Annotated in this window: 12 protein-coding genes and 1 riboswitch; of the genes, 2 read left to right on the top strand and 10 right to left on the bottom strand. The window is 73.8% G+C overall.

Annotated features, from left to right (window positions below):
• Positions 1-13: 13 nt before the first annotated feature.
• The 8 genes from ACQP2H_RS07700 to ACQP2H_RS07665 all read right to left on the bottom strand — a co-directional run bounded on the left by ACQP2H_RS07700 (position 14) and on the right by ACQP2H_RS07665 (position 11,471).
• On the bottom strand, positions 14-589 hold the full coding sequence (locus ACQP2H_RS07700; RefSeq protein ID WP_219468530.1) for a CinA family protein: 576 nt from the start codon (positions 587-589) through the stop codon (positions 14-16).
• Positions 590-998: 409 nt separating this feature from the next.
• A complete protein-coding gene (locus ACQP2H_RS07695) occupies positions 999-1,664 on the bottom strand; it encodes a response regulator (protein WP_219468528.1) in 666 nt (221 codons plus the stop codon).
• Positions 1,661-3,835 (bottom strand): GAF domain-containing sensor histidine kinase, encoded by a 2,175-nt coding sequence (locus tag ACQP2H_RS07690; RefSeq protein ID WP_433231822.1) that lies wholly within the window; start codon positions 3,833-3,835, stop codon positions 1,661-1,663. Before ACQP2H_RS07690 ends, ACQP2H_RS07695 begins: the two co-directional genes overlap by 4 nt.
• A 45-nt stretch (positions 3,836-3,880) precedes the next feature.
• Positions 3,881-4,342 carry a hypothetical protein gene (locus ACQP2H_RS07685; protein ID WP_219468526.1) on the bottom strand — a complete coding sequence of 154 codons (462 nt, stop codon included), beginning with the start codon at positions 4,340-4,342 and terminating at the stop codon, positions 3,881-3,883.
• 366 nt (positions 4,343-4,708) lie between these two features.
• Positions 4,709-7,900 carry a hypothetical protein gene (locus ACQP2H_RS07680; RefSeq protein ID WP_219468523.1) on the bottom strand — a complete coding sequence of 1,064 codons (3,192 nt, stop codon included), beginning with the start codon at positions 7,898-7,900 and terminating at the stop codon, positions 4,709-4,711.
• Between the two features lie 258 nt (positions 7,901-8,158).
• Positions 8,159-8,746, bottom strand: a complete 588-nt coding sequence (gene pgsA / locus ACQP2H_RS07675; protein ID WP_219470779.1) for a CDP-diacylglycerol--glycerol-3-phosphate 3-phosphatidyltransferase — start codon at positions 8,744-8,746, stop codon at positions 8,159-8,161.
• A 77-nt stretch (positions 8,747-8,823) separates the two neighbouring features.
• Positions 8,824-10,365 carry a 30S ribosomal protein S12 methylthiotransferase RimO gene (gene rimO / locus ACQP2H_RS07670; RefSeq protein WP_255597929.1) on the bottom strand — a complete coding sequence of 514 codons (1,542 nt, stop codon included), beginning with the start codon at positions 10,363-10,365 and terminating at the stop codon, positions 8,824-8,826.
• 182 nt (positions 10,366-10,547) lie between these two features.
• Positions 10,548-11,471 carry an ornithine cyclodeaminase family protein gene (locus ACQP2H_RS07665; protein WP_363820472.1) on the bottom strand — a complete coding sequence of 308 codons (924 nt, stop codon included), beginning with the start codon at positions 11,469-11,471 and terminating at the stop codon, positions 10,548-10,550.
• 127 nt (positions 11,472-11,598) lie between these two features.
• A riboswitch (guanidine-III (ykkC-III) riboswitch) is annotated at positions 11,599-11,662 on the top strand.
• Positions 11,663-11,716: 54 nt separating this feature from the next.
• Here ACQP2H_RS07665 and ACQP2H_RS07660 point away from each other — a divergent pair.
• Positions 11,717-12,031: a DMT family transporter gene (locus tag ACQP2H_RS07660; protein ID WP_219468518.1), complete on the top strand. Its 315-nt coding sequence runs from the start codon at positions 11,717-11,719 to the stop codon at positions 12,029-12,031.
• Positions 12,032-12,116: 85 nt separating this feature from the next.
• Here the strand turns inward: ACQP2H_RS07660 and ACQP2H_RS07655 are convergent, their stop codons facing one another.
• Positions 12,117-12,644, bottom strand: a complete 528-nt coding sequence (locus tag ACQP2H_RS07655; RefSeq protein WP_219468516.1) for a DinB family protein — start codon at positions 12,642-12,644, stop codon at positions 12,117-12,119.
• A 159-nt stretch (positions 12,645-12,803) separates the two neighbouring features.
• Between ACQP2H_RS07655 and ACQP2H_RS07650 the strand changes: the two genes are divergently transcribed.
• Positions 12,804-13,049: a hypothetical protein gene (locus tag ACQP2H_RS07650; RefSeq protein ID WP_208569332.1), complete on the top strand. Its 246-nt coding sequence runs from the start codon at positions 12,804-12,806 to the stop codon at positions 13,047-13,049.
• A 171-nt stretch (positions 13,050-13,220) separates the two neighbouring features.
• Here the strand turns inward: ACQP2H_RS07650 and ACQP2H_RS07645 are convergent, their stop codons facing one another.
• Positions 13,221-15,692: a DNA translocase FtsK 4TM domain-containing protein gene (locus ACQP2H_RS07645; protein WP_433231815.1), complete on the bottom strand. Its 2,472-nt coding sequence runs from the start codon at positions 15,690-15,692 to the stop codon at positions 13,221-13,223.
• Positions 15,693-15,752 lie beyond the last annotated feature (60 nt).

Genomic DNA, 15,752 nt, shown 5'->3' with positions numbered 1-15,752 from the left:
TGGACAAGGCTGGTCAGCGACGACCCGCGCCGGCCGGGGGGACGGTGGCCGTCGGCCCGGTGCGCGGGCCCGGCCCGGCTTCCGGGAAGGCCCGGTGGATCCGCGCCGCCACCAGGCGTAACGCCTCGATCACCGTGGCCGCCCGGATGTGCTCCCGCCCCCCGTCGAGGTCCAGCCGACGGACCACCGGGCCACCCGGGCCGGCCACCGCGACATAGACCAGGCCGACCGGTCTGCCGTCCTGCGGCTCGGGACCGGCCACCCCGGTGGTGGCCAACCCCCAGTCGGTGGCGCAGCGCCGCCGACCCCCCTCGGCCAGGGCGATGGCCACGTCCGGATCGACCGGCCCGCGTTCGGCCAGCAACTCCTCGGGTACGTCGGCCAACTCCGCCTTCAACTGCGTGGCGTACGTCACCAGTCCACCCCGGTAGACGGCGCTGGCTCCGGCGACGTCCACGATCGCGGCGGCCAGCAGCCCGCCGGTCAGGGACTCGACGGTGGCCAGGGTCTGCTGCCGCTCACGCAGGCTGTGCACCACACCCGCCGCAGGGCTGCCCACCGGTTGCTCGTGCTTCGCATCGGTCCCCATGCCGTCCTCCTTCCCCGAGGTCATCCCGCTACTCATGCTCTCCCGCCTGATCATCGCTGCCGGTGCCGGTGCCGGTGCCGACGGCCCGCCTGGGTGGGCGGGTCGGCCGGGGCTGGCGGGGCAGCCGGACGGGCAGGTCCGCCGAGGCTGGCGGGTCCGCCGGGGTGGGCAGGTCCGCCGGGGTGGGCAGGCCAGCCGGGGCCGGCGGGTCAGCCGGAACCTGGCGGGTCACCCGGTGAGGCCGGCGGGTCAGCCGGAACCTGGCGGGTCACCCGGTGAGGCCGGCGGGCCACCCGGTGAGGCCGGCGGGCCACCCGGGACCGGGCAGGTCAGCCGGTGAGGCCGGCGGGCCACCCGGGACCGGGCAGGTCAGCCGGTGAGGCCGGCGGGCCACCCGGGACCGGGCAGGTCAGCCGGTGAGGCCGGCGTCCCGGGCCAGCAGGGCGGCCTGGACCCGGTCGGCGACGCCGAGCTTGGCGAAGACCGCCGAGAGCTGGTTGCGGACCGTCTTCTCGCTCAGCCCGAAGTGCCGGGCGATCCGGGCGTTGGTGTCACCGGCGGCCAGCCGGCGCAGGATGTCCCGTTCCCGGGGGGTGAGCCGGTCGAACGGGGGCGGCAGCTCGACCGGCTGGCGGCGCAGGCTGGTCAGCACCTGTGGGCCGATCCGGGGGCCGAGGACGAGCCCGCCGCCGGCCACCGTACGCAGCGCGTCGACGATCACGTCCGGGTCGGTGTCCTTGAGCACGTAACCCCGGGCACCGGCCCGCAGCGACCGGCTGACCACGTCCTCGTCGTCGGACATGGTCACCATCAGCACCCGGGTCTCCGGTCGGGCCTGCACGATCCGGCGGGTCGCCTCCACGCCGTCGCCGTCGGGCAGCGCCACGTCCATCGCGACCACCCCCACCGGCTCGGTCAGCGCGATGCTGACCGCCTCGGCACAGGTGGCCGCCTCCACGACGCCGTCGACCCAGGTCTCGCCCTCCAGCATGGTGCGCAGGCCACGGCGGACCACCGGGTGGTCGTCCACGACCAGCACCCGCACCGCCCCGCCACGAGCCCCGTCTCCCGTCACTGCCCTCCCCCTCCCGCCGAGCCTTCCTCCCCCCGACCCCCACCCGCCCCGCCCCGCTCCGGATCCGGCCCGCTCGCGGTGATCAAGAGGTTCGCGTCATCCTCCGGGCGAATTCTGACGCAAACCTCTTGATCACCGGGGGCAGGCGGGGTGGGGGTGGGCGGGGCGGGGGCGGGTGGGGTGGGGGCGGGGGCGGGTGGGGCGGGGGGTGGGAGGGGGAGGCGGACCCGGACCAGGGTGCCGTGCGGGGACCGGTCGACGAACTCGCAGTCGCCGCCCAGTTCGGCGGCCCGTTCCCGGATCGAGTCCAGGCCCACCCCGCCGGGGCGGCGGGCGACGATGCCGGTGCCGTCGTCGGACACCTCGACGACCAGCGCCCGGCCCCGGCGCACCACCACGTCGCAGCAGGTCGCCCCGGCGTGCCGGGCCGTGTTGGCCAGCGCCTCACCGACGATCCGGTACGCCGCCACCTCGACAGCGGCCGGCAACCGGTGCAGGGCGTCGGCGACACTCAGCCGGACCGTCAGCGTCGGACCGTCGAAGCGCTGGCACTCGGCCCGCAGCGCCGACTCCAACCCCCGGTCCAGGGCGGCCGGACGGAGCTGGTCGACCAGTTGGCGTACCTCGCTGGTGCAGGTGAGCAGGTCGTCGGCGAGCCCGTCGAGGATGCGGGTCAGCCGGTCCTGGTCGGCGGTGGCGAGTTTTCGGGCCGCGCGTACCTGCATGGACATGCCGGCGAAGGTCGGACCGAGGCCGTCGTGCAGGTCCCGACGCAGCCGACGGCGTTCCTCCTCCCGGGCCGTCACCAGGCGCTCCCGGGAGTCCCGCAGGTCACGGATCAGCCGGGCGGTCGCGGCGGCCACCGAGGCGTGCATCGCGACGTCACTGAGCAGCCGCCGCTCGACCGGGGTGAACCGGGTACCGGCTGCCCGGCGGGCCACCACCAGCCGCCCCACCCACTCCCCGTGGGTCACCATGTCGAAGCGTTCCAGGGCGGTGGTGGCCTGGCCGTGCGCGGCGTGCACCCGGCCGGGCCGCCCGTCGTCGGCGTGCTCCCCGCCGAGTTCCACCGCCACGTACGGCACCTGGAGCGAACGGGCGATGGTGCCGGTCAGCAGCGGCAGCACCGCCTCCGGCTGGACCGTCCGCTCCAGCAGGTCACCGAGGCGGGCCAGCACCGCGTACGGCTCGTCGCGGTCGCCGTAGAGCAGCCGGTTCACCCCACGCTGCACCCGGTGCCGCAGCGGCTCGAAGGTCACCGCGATCAGGCCGGTGGCCACCAGGGACGCGTTCGAGGTGTCCCCGCGCAGCACGAGGTCCCGCAGCAGCGCGACGACCCCGACGAAGGCGGCGATCACCAGCAGGCTCATCACCAGCCAGACCAGGGTCCGGTTGATCACCTGTTCCAGCCCGTAGAGCCGGTGACGCAGCACCGCCAGGGTCATCGCGCCCGGGATCGCGATCACCATCAGCACCCACGCGCCGGAGAGGTTGAGCCAGTCCAGCAGGAAGCCGAGCAGGAACAGCGCACCGGCGGCCAGCAGGCAGGCCAACTGCTGACGGGCCTCGCCGACGGCCCGCCGCCAGCGCCGGGCGAGCCCCACCAGCACGGCGGCCACCAGCAGCAACTCGACCGCGACGGTCAGCAGGGCGACCCGGACCAGCAGCCGCGCGGTCGGGTCGGCGGCCGTCGTGGCGGACAACAGCAGGCCCCGGGGGTCGCTGGTGGCGGCCACCGCCAGCGCCACAGCCACCACCACCGTGGTGACCACCAGCCCGACCGCGACCGGCCGGAATCCCCGGCCCGGCAGCCGGCCGTCCGGGAAGACCAGCAGGGCCAGGAAGATCAGGCCGTACGGCGGCCACCAGAGCCACTGCCCCAGCCAGGCCAGCGGGGTGACAGCGGGCCAGCTCAACGCCAGCACCGCCGCCCCGGCGACGAGTCCGGCGGCAAGCATCAGCCGGCCCACCGGGTGACCGGGCAGCCCGGCGAGCACCAACCCGCCGAGCGCGGTGAACGCGACCGCGATCGTGCCGGTCAGCGCCGCCGGCCCGAGCGCCGCCGGCTGCGGATACCACCACTGCCCGGCCAGGACGAGCCCGGCGACGACCAGGCCCGCCCCGGCCAGGACCCGGCGGGACGGGGACAGCGCGGCGATCGGCGACGGCACGGCAGGCCCTCCGGGGGTTGGTCGTCGGTGGTGGGATCGGGTGGGTCAGTCGGCCCAACCGGCGGCGTGCATGGCGTTGTGCAGCCAGTTGCCGGAGTCGTGTTCGAGGTGTTCCGGCAGGGCCCCGATGATCTCGGACAGGTCCGGGTCGTCGAGGCGGGGCAGCTCGGACAGCGCCCGCTCCAGCGAGATCCGGGAGCGGACGAGCACGTCCGGGTGGTCGTGGACGTACTGCGTCACGTGCGCGACCACCGTGGCCAACCGGTTCCGGACGGCCTCCGGCTCCGCCGGGCCAGTGCCGGCCTGCAACTCCTCCAGCCGCCAGTCGGCGGAGAAGACCGGGTGCAGCCGTCGGCCGGTGACGTCGAAGAACTCGACCGCCCCGGCGAGCTTCTCGCCGAGGTCGGCGGTCGACAGCAGGTCGGCCAGGTTCTGGTAGACGTGGCAGAACGTGTCGTTGGTGGCGATCAACAGGATCCGTCGGTCGTCGCCAGCGCTCAGCGTCATGATCACTCCTTGGATGCCGGTGCGTGGACGGCGGGGCGGGTCTCCCGGCACCCGCCCCGCCGCAGCGTAGGTGGTCGACCGTCCACAGTGGCACCGCCGGGTGGACCGGCGGTCGTCGGTGAACGGTCGAACCATCGTCATCCAGGGGTCGTCCCGCCGGCCCGGGACGAATGTCCCGGGCCGGCGGGACCGATCGGCGGCACCCGACCACGTCGCACCCGACGGGCCGGCACTGCGACCCGTCGTCAGAAGGTCGCCGACGATCTGTGGGCCGCGGACGCGGAGGCGATCGGGCCACGGCGGTGTCCCGACCGGGGAGGGTCCCGGTCCCGGCGGGACCCTCCCCGGTCGGGCGTCCGTGGGCGGTCAGCCCGCCGGATGCATGCTCACCGTGGTCGCCCGGGTCATGTCGGTCGCCGCGGTCACCTCCGGCAGCCCCTCGGTGTGCCCGCCGGAACGCACCCGGGACGACCAGTGGTCGTACCGCTGGCCGAGCTGGCCGACCCGGACGAACGCCGCGCTGGCCAGGCAGGCGCTCAGCGGGTCACGCGGCTTGTCCGGCACGCTGGCCTGGACGCAGCCGGCACCGTACTGGCCCTGGTCACGCAGCGGGTCGAAGCCCGACCGCTCCCCGTCGCACGGGTTCCAGTCGAACGTCTGGACGCAGTCGGCGTAGTTGGCCACCGCCTGCGCCATCGCGTTGCGCAGGTGCTGGTGGGCCGACTGGTCGGCGTCACTACGCGGACGGCTGTAGTCGGCGGGCAACCCGTTGCCCCCGAAGAGCAAGCCGGCGAGGCTGTCGTCGAGTTCCAGCGCGGTGCCCCAGCCCAGCTCGGTGTACGCCTGCAACAGCCGCAGCGCGTCCGCGACCGCCTTGCCCTTCTGCCAGAGCACCCGGGACACCTCCCAGGTGTCGCTGCTCGGCGGGTTCGGCCCGGTGCCGGCCCGCATCACCCGGTAGAAGTACTTCTGTCGGCCGGACAGCATCGCGGCGGCCTTGCTGCGGGCGGACGTCGCCTGGGTGGCGACGACCGGGATCGCCGCCGACTCGAACGCCGGCTTGTACGTCCCCGCCCACCGGTCGGTGAGGTACTTGTTCTCGTCGTAGCAGTAGCCCTGCGGGATCGGGGACCGGACGTCCCACGAGCAGAACGTGCCGATGGGGAACACGCGGGTGGCGGTCTGCACCTCCTGCCAGTCCCCGCCGGCCCACTTCACCCGCGACCGCAGGGTGATCTGGAGGTCGCCGGTGGTGGTCTGGAACCGGGGCCCCTCGTGCTCCTCCACGTTGACGAAGTTCGCGTCGTAGCAGGTGGAGAACTCCGGGGCGTGCCCCGGCGGCATGGCGTGGCGGGCCAGGTGGAACGCGTTGGGCAGGTTGCTGCGGCGTACCGTCGACGGGATCGGCCGGCCGACCCGGCTCGCGCTGCACCCGCCGATCGACTCGGCCTCGGGAATCCGGTTCGCGGCCGGGATTTCCTGGTCCGGGCTGCCCCACATGTCGTGCACCGGCAGGGTGTCGCTGCCGTTCCAGACCACCGCCTTGCGCACGTTCTCCACCTGGGCGTTCCAGCCGGCGACCGCGGTGCGGTAGTCGGCCATCAGCGCGGTGAACAACGGGTTGGTGCCGCCGTCGGCGGTCGGCTGGCTGAACTGCCGCACCCGCTCGTTGATGGTCCGGCCGGTCTCGGCGACGGCGTCGCCCCGCCCGGCGGCCACCTGGGCGGCGAACTGCGGGTTCTCCAGTTGCAGGATGTTGTAGACCCGGGCGGCGGTGGTCCAGGCGGCGGCGTTGGCGACCGGGCCGACGGTCCAGGTGCCACCGACCCGGTTACGCGCCCACTGGCCGAGGTAGTTGATCGAACCGGCGGGCAGGTGGGTGTCGAGCACGCTGACCGGGTCGGCGAGGCTGGTCCCGGCCGGCGCGGTGAAGGTGCCCTCGTCGGAGGCGTTGACGGTGGCGAAGGTGAAGGTCGGCGACTCGGCCTTCGGGTAGTAGGTGCCCAGGTAGTCCGGGATCGGCTGCCCGGTGATCTCCTTGTGGTGCACGTACGTGGTGATCACCTGGTTGAGCTGGCTCTTGGCGATGTTCTCCAGGGCCACGTGGGTGGCGAGCGCCATCGAGTCGACCTTGCGTTCGATGGTCTGCAACTGGGTGGCGATCCGGCCCAGGTTGGCGCGTACCTCGTCGAGGCCCTTGGTGAGCGCGTCGAGCTGGGCGACCAGCCCGGCGTACATCTCCTTGAGCGCCGACTCGATCCGGTCGAACCGCTTGTCGATGCCCTTGGCGAGCCGGTCGATCTGCTGGCGCAGCTTGCCGATCTCCGCCTGGATCGCGGCGTTCGGGTCACCGCCCCCGGCGAACAGGCCGATCAGGCTCACCGCCGCGCCGAGCAGGTTGCCGGTCAGCACCGCCGTGCCCATCGCCGTCGCGGCCATGGTCAGCCCCTGCCCGAGCACCGTCGTCACGTACGTGTTGATCGCGGTCACCGAGGTCACCACGGCCTTGCCGATGGTCTCCAGCTGCTTGCCGAACTTCTTGTCGACGAAGCCGACCAGGGTGGACAGCACCGTGACGGTGGACCCGAGCCCTTCGAAGATCTTGCGGTTCGACTCGGTCTTCGCCTTCTCCGCGTCGACCACCGCCTGGCTCGGCTTCGGGTCCTGGTTGAGCGGGTACGTGTTGGCGTAGCCGACCACCTCGGTGATCCGGTTGTTGCCGTCGGCGTCGAGCACCTTCAGCGTCGCGTACGCCCGCTCCTGCACCAGCGCCTTGAAGGCGGTCGGGTCACCGCGGACGTCGCGGATCGCGGACAGCGGCACGTAGTAGCCGAGGGTGCCGGTGTTGCCGTCGGCGCGCGGCTCGTGGATCCGCGCGGCCAGCAACCCGTCGACCGGGGTACGCACCCCGGTGCCGGTCCGTCCCGCGAAGGCGCTGTCCCAGCCGGTGGCCAGCGCGTCGTCGGTGGCGGCCCGCCGGTGCAGCTCCCGCCAGGTGTCCTGGACCAGGTCCCGGGAGCGGGCGTTCCACGCCGCGTCCTGGTAGCCGCCCCGGACCAGGTTCAACGCGTCCGGCACCACGTTCGCGCCTTCCGCGCCGACCGTGCTGGCCAGGAAGGCCCGCACCGCCGGGCCGGTGGTCACCGCGCCGGTGGACTCGCCGAGCCGGGCCAGCACCGCCATCGCCACCGCGAACCGGGACCGGTCCTCGGCCCGCGCGTCGCTGACCGCCGCGTCGGCGACCGCCCGAATGGCGGCCACGTGCCCGGCCACCTGCGTCGCATCGGCACCCGGCTGGCCGGTACGCCAGTCGAGTAGCTCAGCGGTGAGCAGCGCGTCCTTCAGGCCGACGGCCCCGGCGTCGCGTAGTTGCACGACGGCCCCGAACAGCGCCCCGTGCACCGCCTGCTCGTCGAACGGCACCGGGTCGGCGGCGCGGGCCGGACTCTGGTGCATGGTGACCGCCAGCACCGCCGTCAGGCCGGCCGCCCACAGCCGGCGGCTGCGCCACCCGCCGCCCGGGGACCGTCCCCGGGCATGTCTCGTCGCTGTCCGCACCGCTGCTCCTCCCGCCACCGGGCGCAACCCCGCCCGCCGTCGCCGGGCGTCGACCCGGTCGGGCCGACGCCGCACCGGGCCACTGAGGCCGGTGCGGTGCCGACTCTGCTGGGCGGGGCGTCCCGGGCGGCAGGGACAGCCGTCCCGCCGCCCCGGGATTGCGGCGCGGGGCCGGGAGCCGACGCGGAGGGCCGCCCGGGATCGACGCCGGCTACGCGCGGGCTGCGCGGTGCGGGCTGCGGGGCCGGGAAGTCCCGGTCAGGGGCGGGGACGGCGCAGGCGCAGGGCCTGGGCGACGTAGTCGAAGCCGGTGACCACGGTGACCAGCACGGCGGCGGCCATGATCCAGGGGCCGACGGCGACCAGGGCGGCCGGCATCGGCCACAGGTACCAGGCGATGGCCAGGATCTGCAGCGCCGTCTTGAGCTTGCCGCCCCGGCTGGCGGCGATCACGCCGTGCCGGATCACCCAGAACCGCAGCCCGGTGATGCCCAACTCACGGACGAGGATCAGCACCGTCACCCACCAGGGCAACCGGTCGTAGACGGACAGCAGCACCAGGGCCGCGCCGGTGAGCGCCTTGTCGGCGATCGGATCGGCCACCTTGCCGACCGAGGTGACCAGACCGAACCGGCGGGCGATCCAGCCGTCCACCAGGTCGGTCATCGAGGCGAACGCGAAGATCAGGCAGGCGGCGATCCGCCACCCGGTGTGGGTCATCCCGGCGGCGACCACCGACGCGGCGAAGACGGGCACCAGCACCAACCGCAGCAGGGTCAGCCCGTTGGCCGCGTTGAGCACCGGCACCCGGGCCACCGGCGGCGCGGACTCCGCCGCCCCGGTCACCGCCGCGCCCCGCTCCGGCCGTCGAGGCCCACCTGGCACCGCCCCACCTGGCTCCCCCGCTCCGTCCGGGCCCACCGTCACCGTTCCGCGCCGGGCGCCGCCGAGATCATCTCATCCGGTACGGCCACCAGGTCGACGCCCTCGGTCGCGGTGACCGTGGCCCGCACCAGGTCACCGGGGCGCAACGCGGCCAGGTCGACGCCGCCACCGACCGGGGCGACCAGGGTGGTCGAGCCGTCGACCTCGGGGGCCTGGTGCGCCGCCCGCCCCTCCACCACGCCGTCGTCGACGGTGTCGACAAGCACCTCGACCGTGCTGCCGAGCCGCTCCTCGGCCCGCTGCGAGCACAGCTCGTCGGCGAGCGCGGCCAGCCGGTCGTAGCGGCGCTTGACGGTGGCGGCGGAGAGCTTGCCGGGCAGCCCGGCGGCCTCGGTGCCGTCCTCGTCGCTGTAGTCGAACACGCCGATCGCGTCGAGCCGCGCGTCGGTCAGGAACCGGACCAGCTCGGCCACGTCCTGCTTGGTCTCGCCGGGGAACCCGACGATGAAGTTGCTCCGCGCACCCGCCTCGGGGGCGAGGGCACGGGCGCCGGCCAGCAGCTCCAGGAACCGGTCGGTGGAGCCGAACCGGCGCATCCGGCGCAGCACCGGCTCGCTGGAGTGCTGGAACGACAGGTCGAAGTAGGGGGCCACGCCGGGGGTGGTGGCGATCGCCTCGACCAGGCCGGGACGGGTCTCGGCGGGCTGGAGGTAGCTGGCCCGCACCCGGACGATGCCGTCGATCGCGGCGAGCTGCGGCAGCAGCTTCTCCAGCGCCCGCGGGTCACCCAGGTCCTTGCCGTACGACGTCGAGTTCTCGCTGACCAGCACCAGCTCACGGACGCCGGTCTTGGCCAGCCACTCCGCCTCGGCGAGCAGCTCGTCGGGGGTACGCGAGACGAACGCGCCCCGGAACGCGGGGATCGCGCAGAACGCGCACCGTCGGTCGCAGCCGCTGGCCAGCTTCAGCGAGGCCACCGGGCCGGTGTCGAGCCGGCGGCGCAGCACCTGCCGCAGGTGCGCGGGGGTATGCGCGTCGGTCTCCGGCGCGACCCGGGTGGGGGTGCCGTGGCCGGGCAGCGACACCGCCGACTCCCGCCGGGCGACCGGGGTGAGCGGCAGCAGTTCGCGCCGGTCCCGGGGGGTGTGCGCGCCGATCGCCTCGCCGGCGAGCACCGAGTCGAGCCGGGCGGCGATGTCCGGGTAGTCGTCGAAGCTGAGCACCGCCTGCGCCTCGGGGAGGCTGTCGGCCAGCTCCCGGCCGTACCGCTCGGCCATGCAGCCGGCGGCGACCACCTTGGCCCCGGTGTCGGCGGCGGCGAGCAGGGTCTGGATCGAGTCCTGCTTGGCCTTCTCCACGAACCCGCAGGTGTTGACGACCACCACGTCGGCGCCCTCGCCGTCGGTGGTGACCTGCCAGCCGTCGGCGTGCAGCCGGGCGGCCAGCTCCTCCGAGTCGACCTCGTTGCGGGCGCAGCCCAGGGTCAGCAGGGCGACCCGTCGGCCGTCGGCGGACGGCTGCGCCAGGTCGCGGCGGGGCGTCGGGCCGGCGTTGTCAGGCGTGGGGGTGGCAGACACCATCCGAGGGTACCGGGCGCGGGAGCGGGCCCGACCGACGGCGGCGTGCGGTGTAGGCCGGTTCACCCCGCCGCCCGGCCCATCGTTGATCAAATGACGAAAATGCGCACGACACGCCGGGAACACTCGCCAAAATTGCAATCCGATCATGGTGCACCCGCCCGCCGCAGACGACACACCGGCGGTCAGACCGTCGTCGCGCCCACCCGGACCAGCCGGTCCAGCAGGGCGACCTCGGTGCCGGCCAGGCCGGTGGAGCAGAACACCGACACCTGGTCCGCGCCGGTCCGGCCGGGGACCGCCCCGGCCAGCACCGCCCCCAGGTCACGCAACCGTCCCGGGTACGGCCCGACGGCGGTCAACATCGGCGGGTCGTACGCCGCCGCCTGGGCCGGCGAGTCGGTGACCAGCACCTCGGCGGCGTCGAGCAGGTCGGTGCCGAACTCGTGCCGGTGCACCTGCTTGAAGCCGACGGTGTTGACGTGGGTGCCCGGGGCGAGGTCGGTGGCCGCCAGCACCGGGGTGACGCTGGTGGTGGCGAGCACCACCACGTCCCGGTCGCGGACCGCCTCGGCGGCCGAGCCGACGGCGCGGGCGGGGATCCCCAGTTCGGCGCGGACCCGGGCGGCGAACGCCTCGCGGCGGGCCGCCGAGCGGCTGTGCACGGTCACCTCGCGCAGGGGCCGGACGGCGGCGGTCGCCCACACCTGCGTCCACGCCTGCCCGCCGGAGCCGATCACGCCCAGGGTGGTGGCGTCCGGGCGGGCCAGGGCGTCGACCGCCACCGCGCCCAGCCCGCCGGTACGCCGGGAGCCGAGTTCCGCGCCGACGGCGATGGCCCGGACCGCCCCCGTCCGGGCGTCGTGCAGCACCACCAGCTGCTCGCCGGCCGGGTGGCCGAGGGTGTCGTAGGAGCGGAAGCCGTACCACTCGTCGGTGAGCTGCCCGGCGGTGAGCACCATCCGCCCGCCGGCCAGCGGTGCGGACGCCCGGGGTGGGGCGACGAGCCGGCCGGCGTGGGCGGCCAGCAGGGCGTCCCGCATCGCCGCGACGGTGGTCGGCGCGTCCAGGGTGGCGGCGACCTGCCGGTCGTCGAAGAGCAGCGTCATGTTCCCCATGCTGCAACCTCAAGCTGACTTCAACTCAAGGTGTGGTGGGGAGGATCACCCCACCCCGCCGGCCGGCGGTGCTAGCGTCGGTCGTGGTGGCCGCGTGGGCAGGTCGGTGCCGCGGCTCCTACCGGCCCGCAGCCACCCCGGACGAGTCGTGGGCGTACCCGGTCAGGCCAAGACGCCCCGTGACCAACCGACTCGTCCCGGCCGGTCCGGGACCCGCACCCCCGAGGTGATGCCCGATGGCCTGGATCGTGCTGGTGCTCTCCGGACTCCTGGAGACCGCGTGGGCGGTCTCCCTCGACCGCAGCGCCGGATTCACCCGGCCACTGCCCTCGGCCGTCTTCGCGGTCACCCTGGTCGCCAGCATGGCCGGCCTGGCGTACGCGCTGCGCGACATCCCCGTCGGCACCGGCTACGCGGTCTGGGTCGGCATCGGGGCCGTCGGCACCGCACTGGTCGGCATGGTGGCCCTCGGCGAGTCGACGAGCCTGCCCCGACTGCTCAGCCTGCTGCTGGTGGTGGCCGGCGTGGTCGGCCTCAAGCTCTTCCACTGAGCCGCCCCACGCCCGCGGCCGGGCCGGCTGCCGGTGGACGGCCGGTCCCGGCTGCCGAGCCCGCTCCCCGGGACCGGCCGACGGGTCAGGGCCGGCTCGCGTGCCGCAACAACCGGAGTTGGCCGACCTCGGCGACGTTCTTCATCAGCTCGGCGTTCACCCAGGCAATCATGTGGGCCACGGTGTACGCGGGGTCGTCCCGCCACGGGAACGACGCGGTCGCATCGAGGTCGACGTCGCTGAGCTGGTCGAACACCGCCAACCATGCGGTACGGAGGTCACCCAGCCACGCCACCGTCCGGTCCCGGTCACCGGGCCAACCGATCTCGTCACGTTCCCGCGGCCTGCGCCCCCGCGCATGGTCGGCAGCGACCGTCCACCACCAGCCGATGTGCCAGGTGATCCACCCGATCGTCGGGACCGGGACCGGGTCGGGCTCGACGTCCGCCCAGTCCGGCGTCCATCCGCCGTCGGCATCCGGGCGCATCGTCCAGCAGTACGGCACGGGTTCCCAGAGCAGGTCCGCCGCCTCCAGGCGCTCCAGGTGGTACTCGAACAGGGACCAGGTCAGATCGAACTGCGACCGCAACAGGTCACGACGGGATGCCGGCACCGGGTGATGCTGCCACACCGGCCGGCCGGATCGACCGGAATTTCCGCGCCGGCACCACAGCGGGCCGGGTGGGATATCGCCGCCGGGTGCGTAGTTTCCGTCCGGTGTGGGTAGTGATCGATCACCACAGCACTCATGTTCCCGACCACGGAGGACGTCATGGCCGACACCCACGCACCCGCCCGCCCGCGTACCAACGCCGCCCGCATCTGCACCATCCTGGCGTTCGTCTTCGCCGTCGTCGCGTTGCTGATCGCCCCGGTCATCTTCGGTGTCATCGGCCTGGTGCTCGGCATCGTCGGTGCGGTGCTCGGCGACAAGCCGCTGGGCTGGTACGCCGCCGCCGCTAACGTGGTGGCCATCATCCTCAGCCTGGTGATCGTCAGCGCCATGATGAACAGCTGACTGACGCCTTCCCGCGAACGGGCCCGCCGGCATCCCGGCGGGCCCGTCGCACGTCCACGGTCCATCGCACGGCGACGGTCCGTCCACGCCCACGAACCGTCGCACGCTCACGGTCACGGTCCGTTGCGGACCCGACCGGTGGGACCGTCGCACCGACCGGCCCCGCGCAGGTCAGTCCACGTCGCCGCGCAGGCCGTCGAGGACCTCTTCCAACTCGTCCGGCTTGACCAGCACGTCGCGGGCCTTGGAGCCCTCGGACGGGCCGACCACCCCCCGGGTCTCCATCAGGTCCATCAGCCGACCCGCCTTGGCGAAGCCCACCCGCAGCTTGCGCTGGAGCATCGAGGTCGAGCCGAACTGCGAGGTCACCACCAGCTCGACCGCCTGCACCAGCAGGTCCAGGTCGTCGCCGATGTCCTCGTCGATCTTCTTCTTGCTCTCCTGCGCCGGGGCCAGCACGTCGGAGCGGAACTCCGGCTCCCGCTGGTCCTTGCAGAACTTCACCACGTCGGCGATCTCGCGCTCGGTCACCCAGGCGCCCTGGATGCGGACCGGCTTGGACGCGCCCATCGGCAGGAACAGCCCGTCGCCCCGGCCGAGCAGCTTCTCCGCGCCCGGCTGGTCGAGGATGACCCGGGAGTCGGCAAGCGACGAGGTGGCGAACGCCAGCCGGGACGGCACGTTCGCCTTGATCAGACCGGTCACCACGTCGACGCTCGGCCGCTGGGTGGCCAGCACCAGGTGGATGCCGGCGGCGCGGGCCAGCTGGGTGATCCGGACGACCGAGTCCTCCACGTCGCGCGGGGCGACCATCATCAGGTCGGCCAGCTCGTCCACGATCACCAGCAGGTACGGGTACGGCCGCATCTCCCGCTCGCTGCCCGGCGGGGCCTTGATCTCGCCGTTGCGTACCTTGCGGTTGAAGTCGTCGACGTGCCGGACCCCGTTGGCGGCCAGGTCGTCGTAGCGCATGTCCATCTCGCGGACGACCCACTCCAGCGAGTCGGCAGCCTTCTTGGGGTTGGTCACGATCGGGGTGACCAGGTGCGGGATGCCCTCGTACCCGGTCATCTCGACCCGCTTCGGGTCGATCAGCAGCAGCCGCACCTCGTCCGGCGTGGCCCGGGTCAGAATGGACACCAACAATGTATTAAGACAACTGGATTTCCCGGCTCCGGTGGCCCCCGCGATCAGGATGTGCGGCATCTTCGCGAGGTTGGCCACCACGAAGCCACCCTCGATGTCCTTGCCGAGGGCGACCACCATCGGGTGGTGGTCGCTGGTGGCGGCCCGGGAGCGCAGCACGTCACCGAGGGCGACGTTCTCCGGGTCGGTGTTGGGGATCTCCACCCCGACCGCGCTCTTGCCCGGGATGGGGCTGAGGATCCGCACGTCGGGCGACTTCACCGCGTACGCGATGTTGCGGGAAAGCTGGGTGATCCGCTCGACCTTGACCCCGTGGCCCAGCTCGACCTCGTAACGGGTGACGGTCGGGCCCCGGGTGAAGCCGGTGACCTCGGCGTCCACCCCGAACTGGTCGAAGACGCCGGTCAGCGCGGCGATCACCTCGTCGTTGGCCTTGCTGCGGGTCTTCGGGGCCGCGCCACCGGTGAGCATGTTGGCCGGCGGCAGCACATAGTCGCCGGCCAGCCCGGTCAGCGCGAGCTGCTCGGCCCGGGTGGGCGGGGCGGAGTGCTCCGGCGGCTCCACCGGCTTGCGGCTGGCCGGCACCCGGCTCGCCGGCCGGCGGGGCAGCACGATCGTCTCCTGGAGGTCCACCTCCGGGCCGACGTCGGCGAAGTCGTCCGGGTCTACCGGCGGTGGGGCGGCCTTGCGGGCCGGCCGGCGGCGGGCCGGCTTCGGGGCGACCGCCACCTCCTGCTCCTCGTCCTCCGCCGGGGCGTCGGGCGGGGCGACCAGCGTGCCGGCGAGCAGACCGAGCCGCTCCGGGATCTTGTTGATCGGGGTGGCGGTGACCACCAGCAGGCCGAAGACGAGCAGCAGGATCAGCAGCGGCATGGCCACCCACGCGGTGACCCCCCGCTCCAGCAGGTCGCCGACCCCGGCGCCGACCAGGCCACCGGCGTAGTCGCGCTGCACCGGGTCGACCGGATTCTGTCCGATGTGCAGCATCGCCGCCGTGGCGACCAGCATGGAACCCCAGCCGATCAGGCCACGCCCCCGGTGCTCCGGGTCCACCGGGGTACGCATCAGCCGCCACGCGCCGATCATCAGCAGCACCGGCACCACCACCGCGATCGCGCCCAGGAACAGGCGCACGGTGTCGGCCAGGCGCGCACCGAACGGGCCTGCGCCGGAGAACCAGATCGCCACCGCGCTGAGGATGGCCAGGCCGAACAGCAGCAGCCCGGCACCGTCACGGCGGTGCTCCGGGTCCAGCTCCCGGGCCGAGGCCGCCTGCCGACCGGCGGCCCGGAACCCCCACCCGACCCCGTGCGCCAGACCCATCCACAGTGCCCCGACGGCACGACCCAGGTAGGCCGCCGGAGCGGGCCGGGGGGCCGGGCGCCGTCGCGCCGTCGCCCGGGTGGTCTTCTTCGCCGGCTGACGGGCACGACTGTTCGTGGTACCGCGCGGCGACGCGCCGCGTCGCCGACTCGCCTGAGAGGTACGGCCCGCCATAGAGTCACCGTAACGGCGTTACCCGGCAGACCGCCGCTTTTCCGGGTCGTGTCCGCGCGT

The sequence above is a fragment of the Micromonospora sp. CA-248260 genome (genome assembly GCF_050942205.1).
GTDB classification, from domain to species: domain Bacteria; phylum Actinomycetota; class Actinomycetes; order Mycobacteriales; family Micromonosporaceae; genus Micromonospora; species Micromonospora antibiotica.
Note: the sequence above shows the minus strand (reverse complement) of the source record. Positions and strands in the feature narration are given on the sequence as shown.

Coding starts and splice junctions, on each gene's coding strand:
- ACQP2H_RS07645 (WP_433231815.1), bottom strand. CDS start 15,692: ATGGCGGGCCGTACCTCTCAGGCGAGTCGGCGACGCGGCGCGTCGCCG.
- rimO (WP_255597929.1), bottom strand. CDS start 10,365: ATGGTGTCTGCCACCCCCACGCCTGACAACGCCGGCCCGACGCCCCGC.
- ACQP2H_RS07660 (WP_219468518.1), top strand. CDS start 11,717: ATGGCCTGGATCGTGCTGGTGCTCTCCGGACTCCTGGAGACCGCGTGG.
- ACQP2H_RS07650 (WP_208569332.1), top strand. CDS start 12,804: ATGGCCGACACCCACGCACCCGCCCGCCCGCGTACCAACGCCGCCCGC.
- ACQP2H_RS07665 (WP_363820472.1), bottom strand. CDS start 11,471: ATGACGCTGCTCTTCGACGACCGGCAGGTCGCCGCCACCCTGGACGCG.
- ACQP2H_RS07685 (WP_219468526.1), bottom strand. CDS start 4,342: ATGACGCTGAGCGCTGGCGACGACCGACGGATCCTGTTGATCGCCACC.
- ACQP2H_RS07700 (WP_219468530.1), bottom strand. CDS start 589: ATGGGGACCGATGCGAAGCACGAGCAACCGGTGGGCAGCCCTGCGGCG.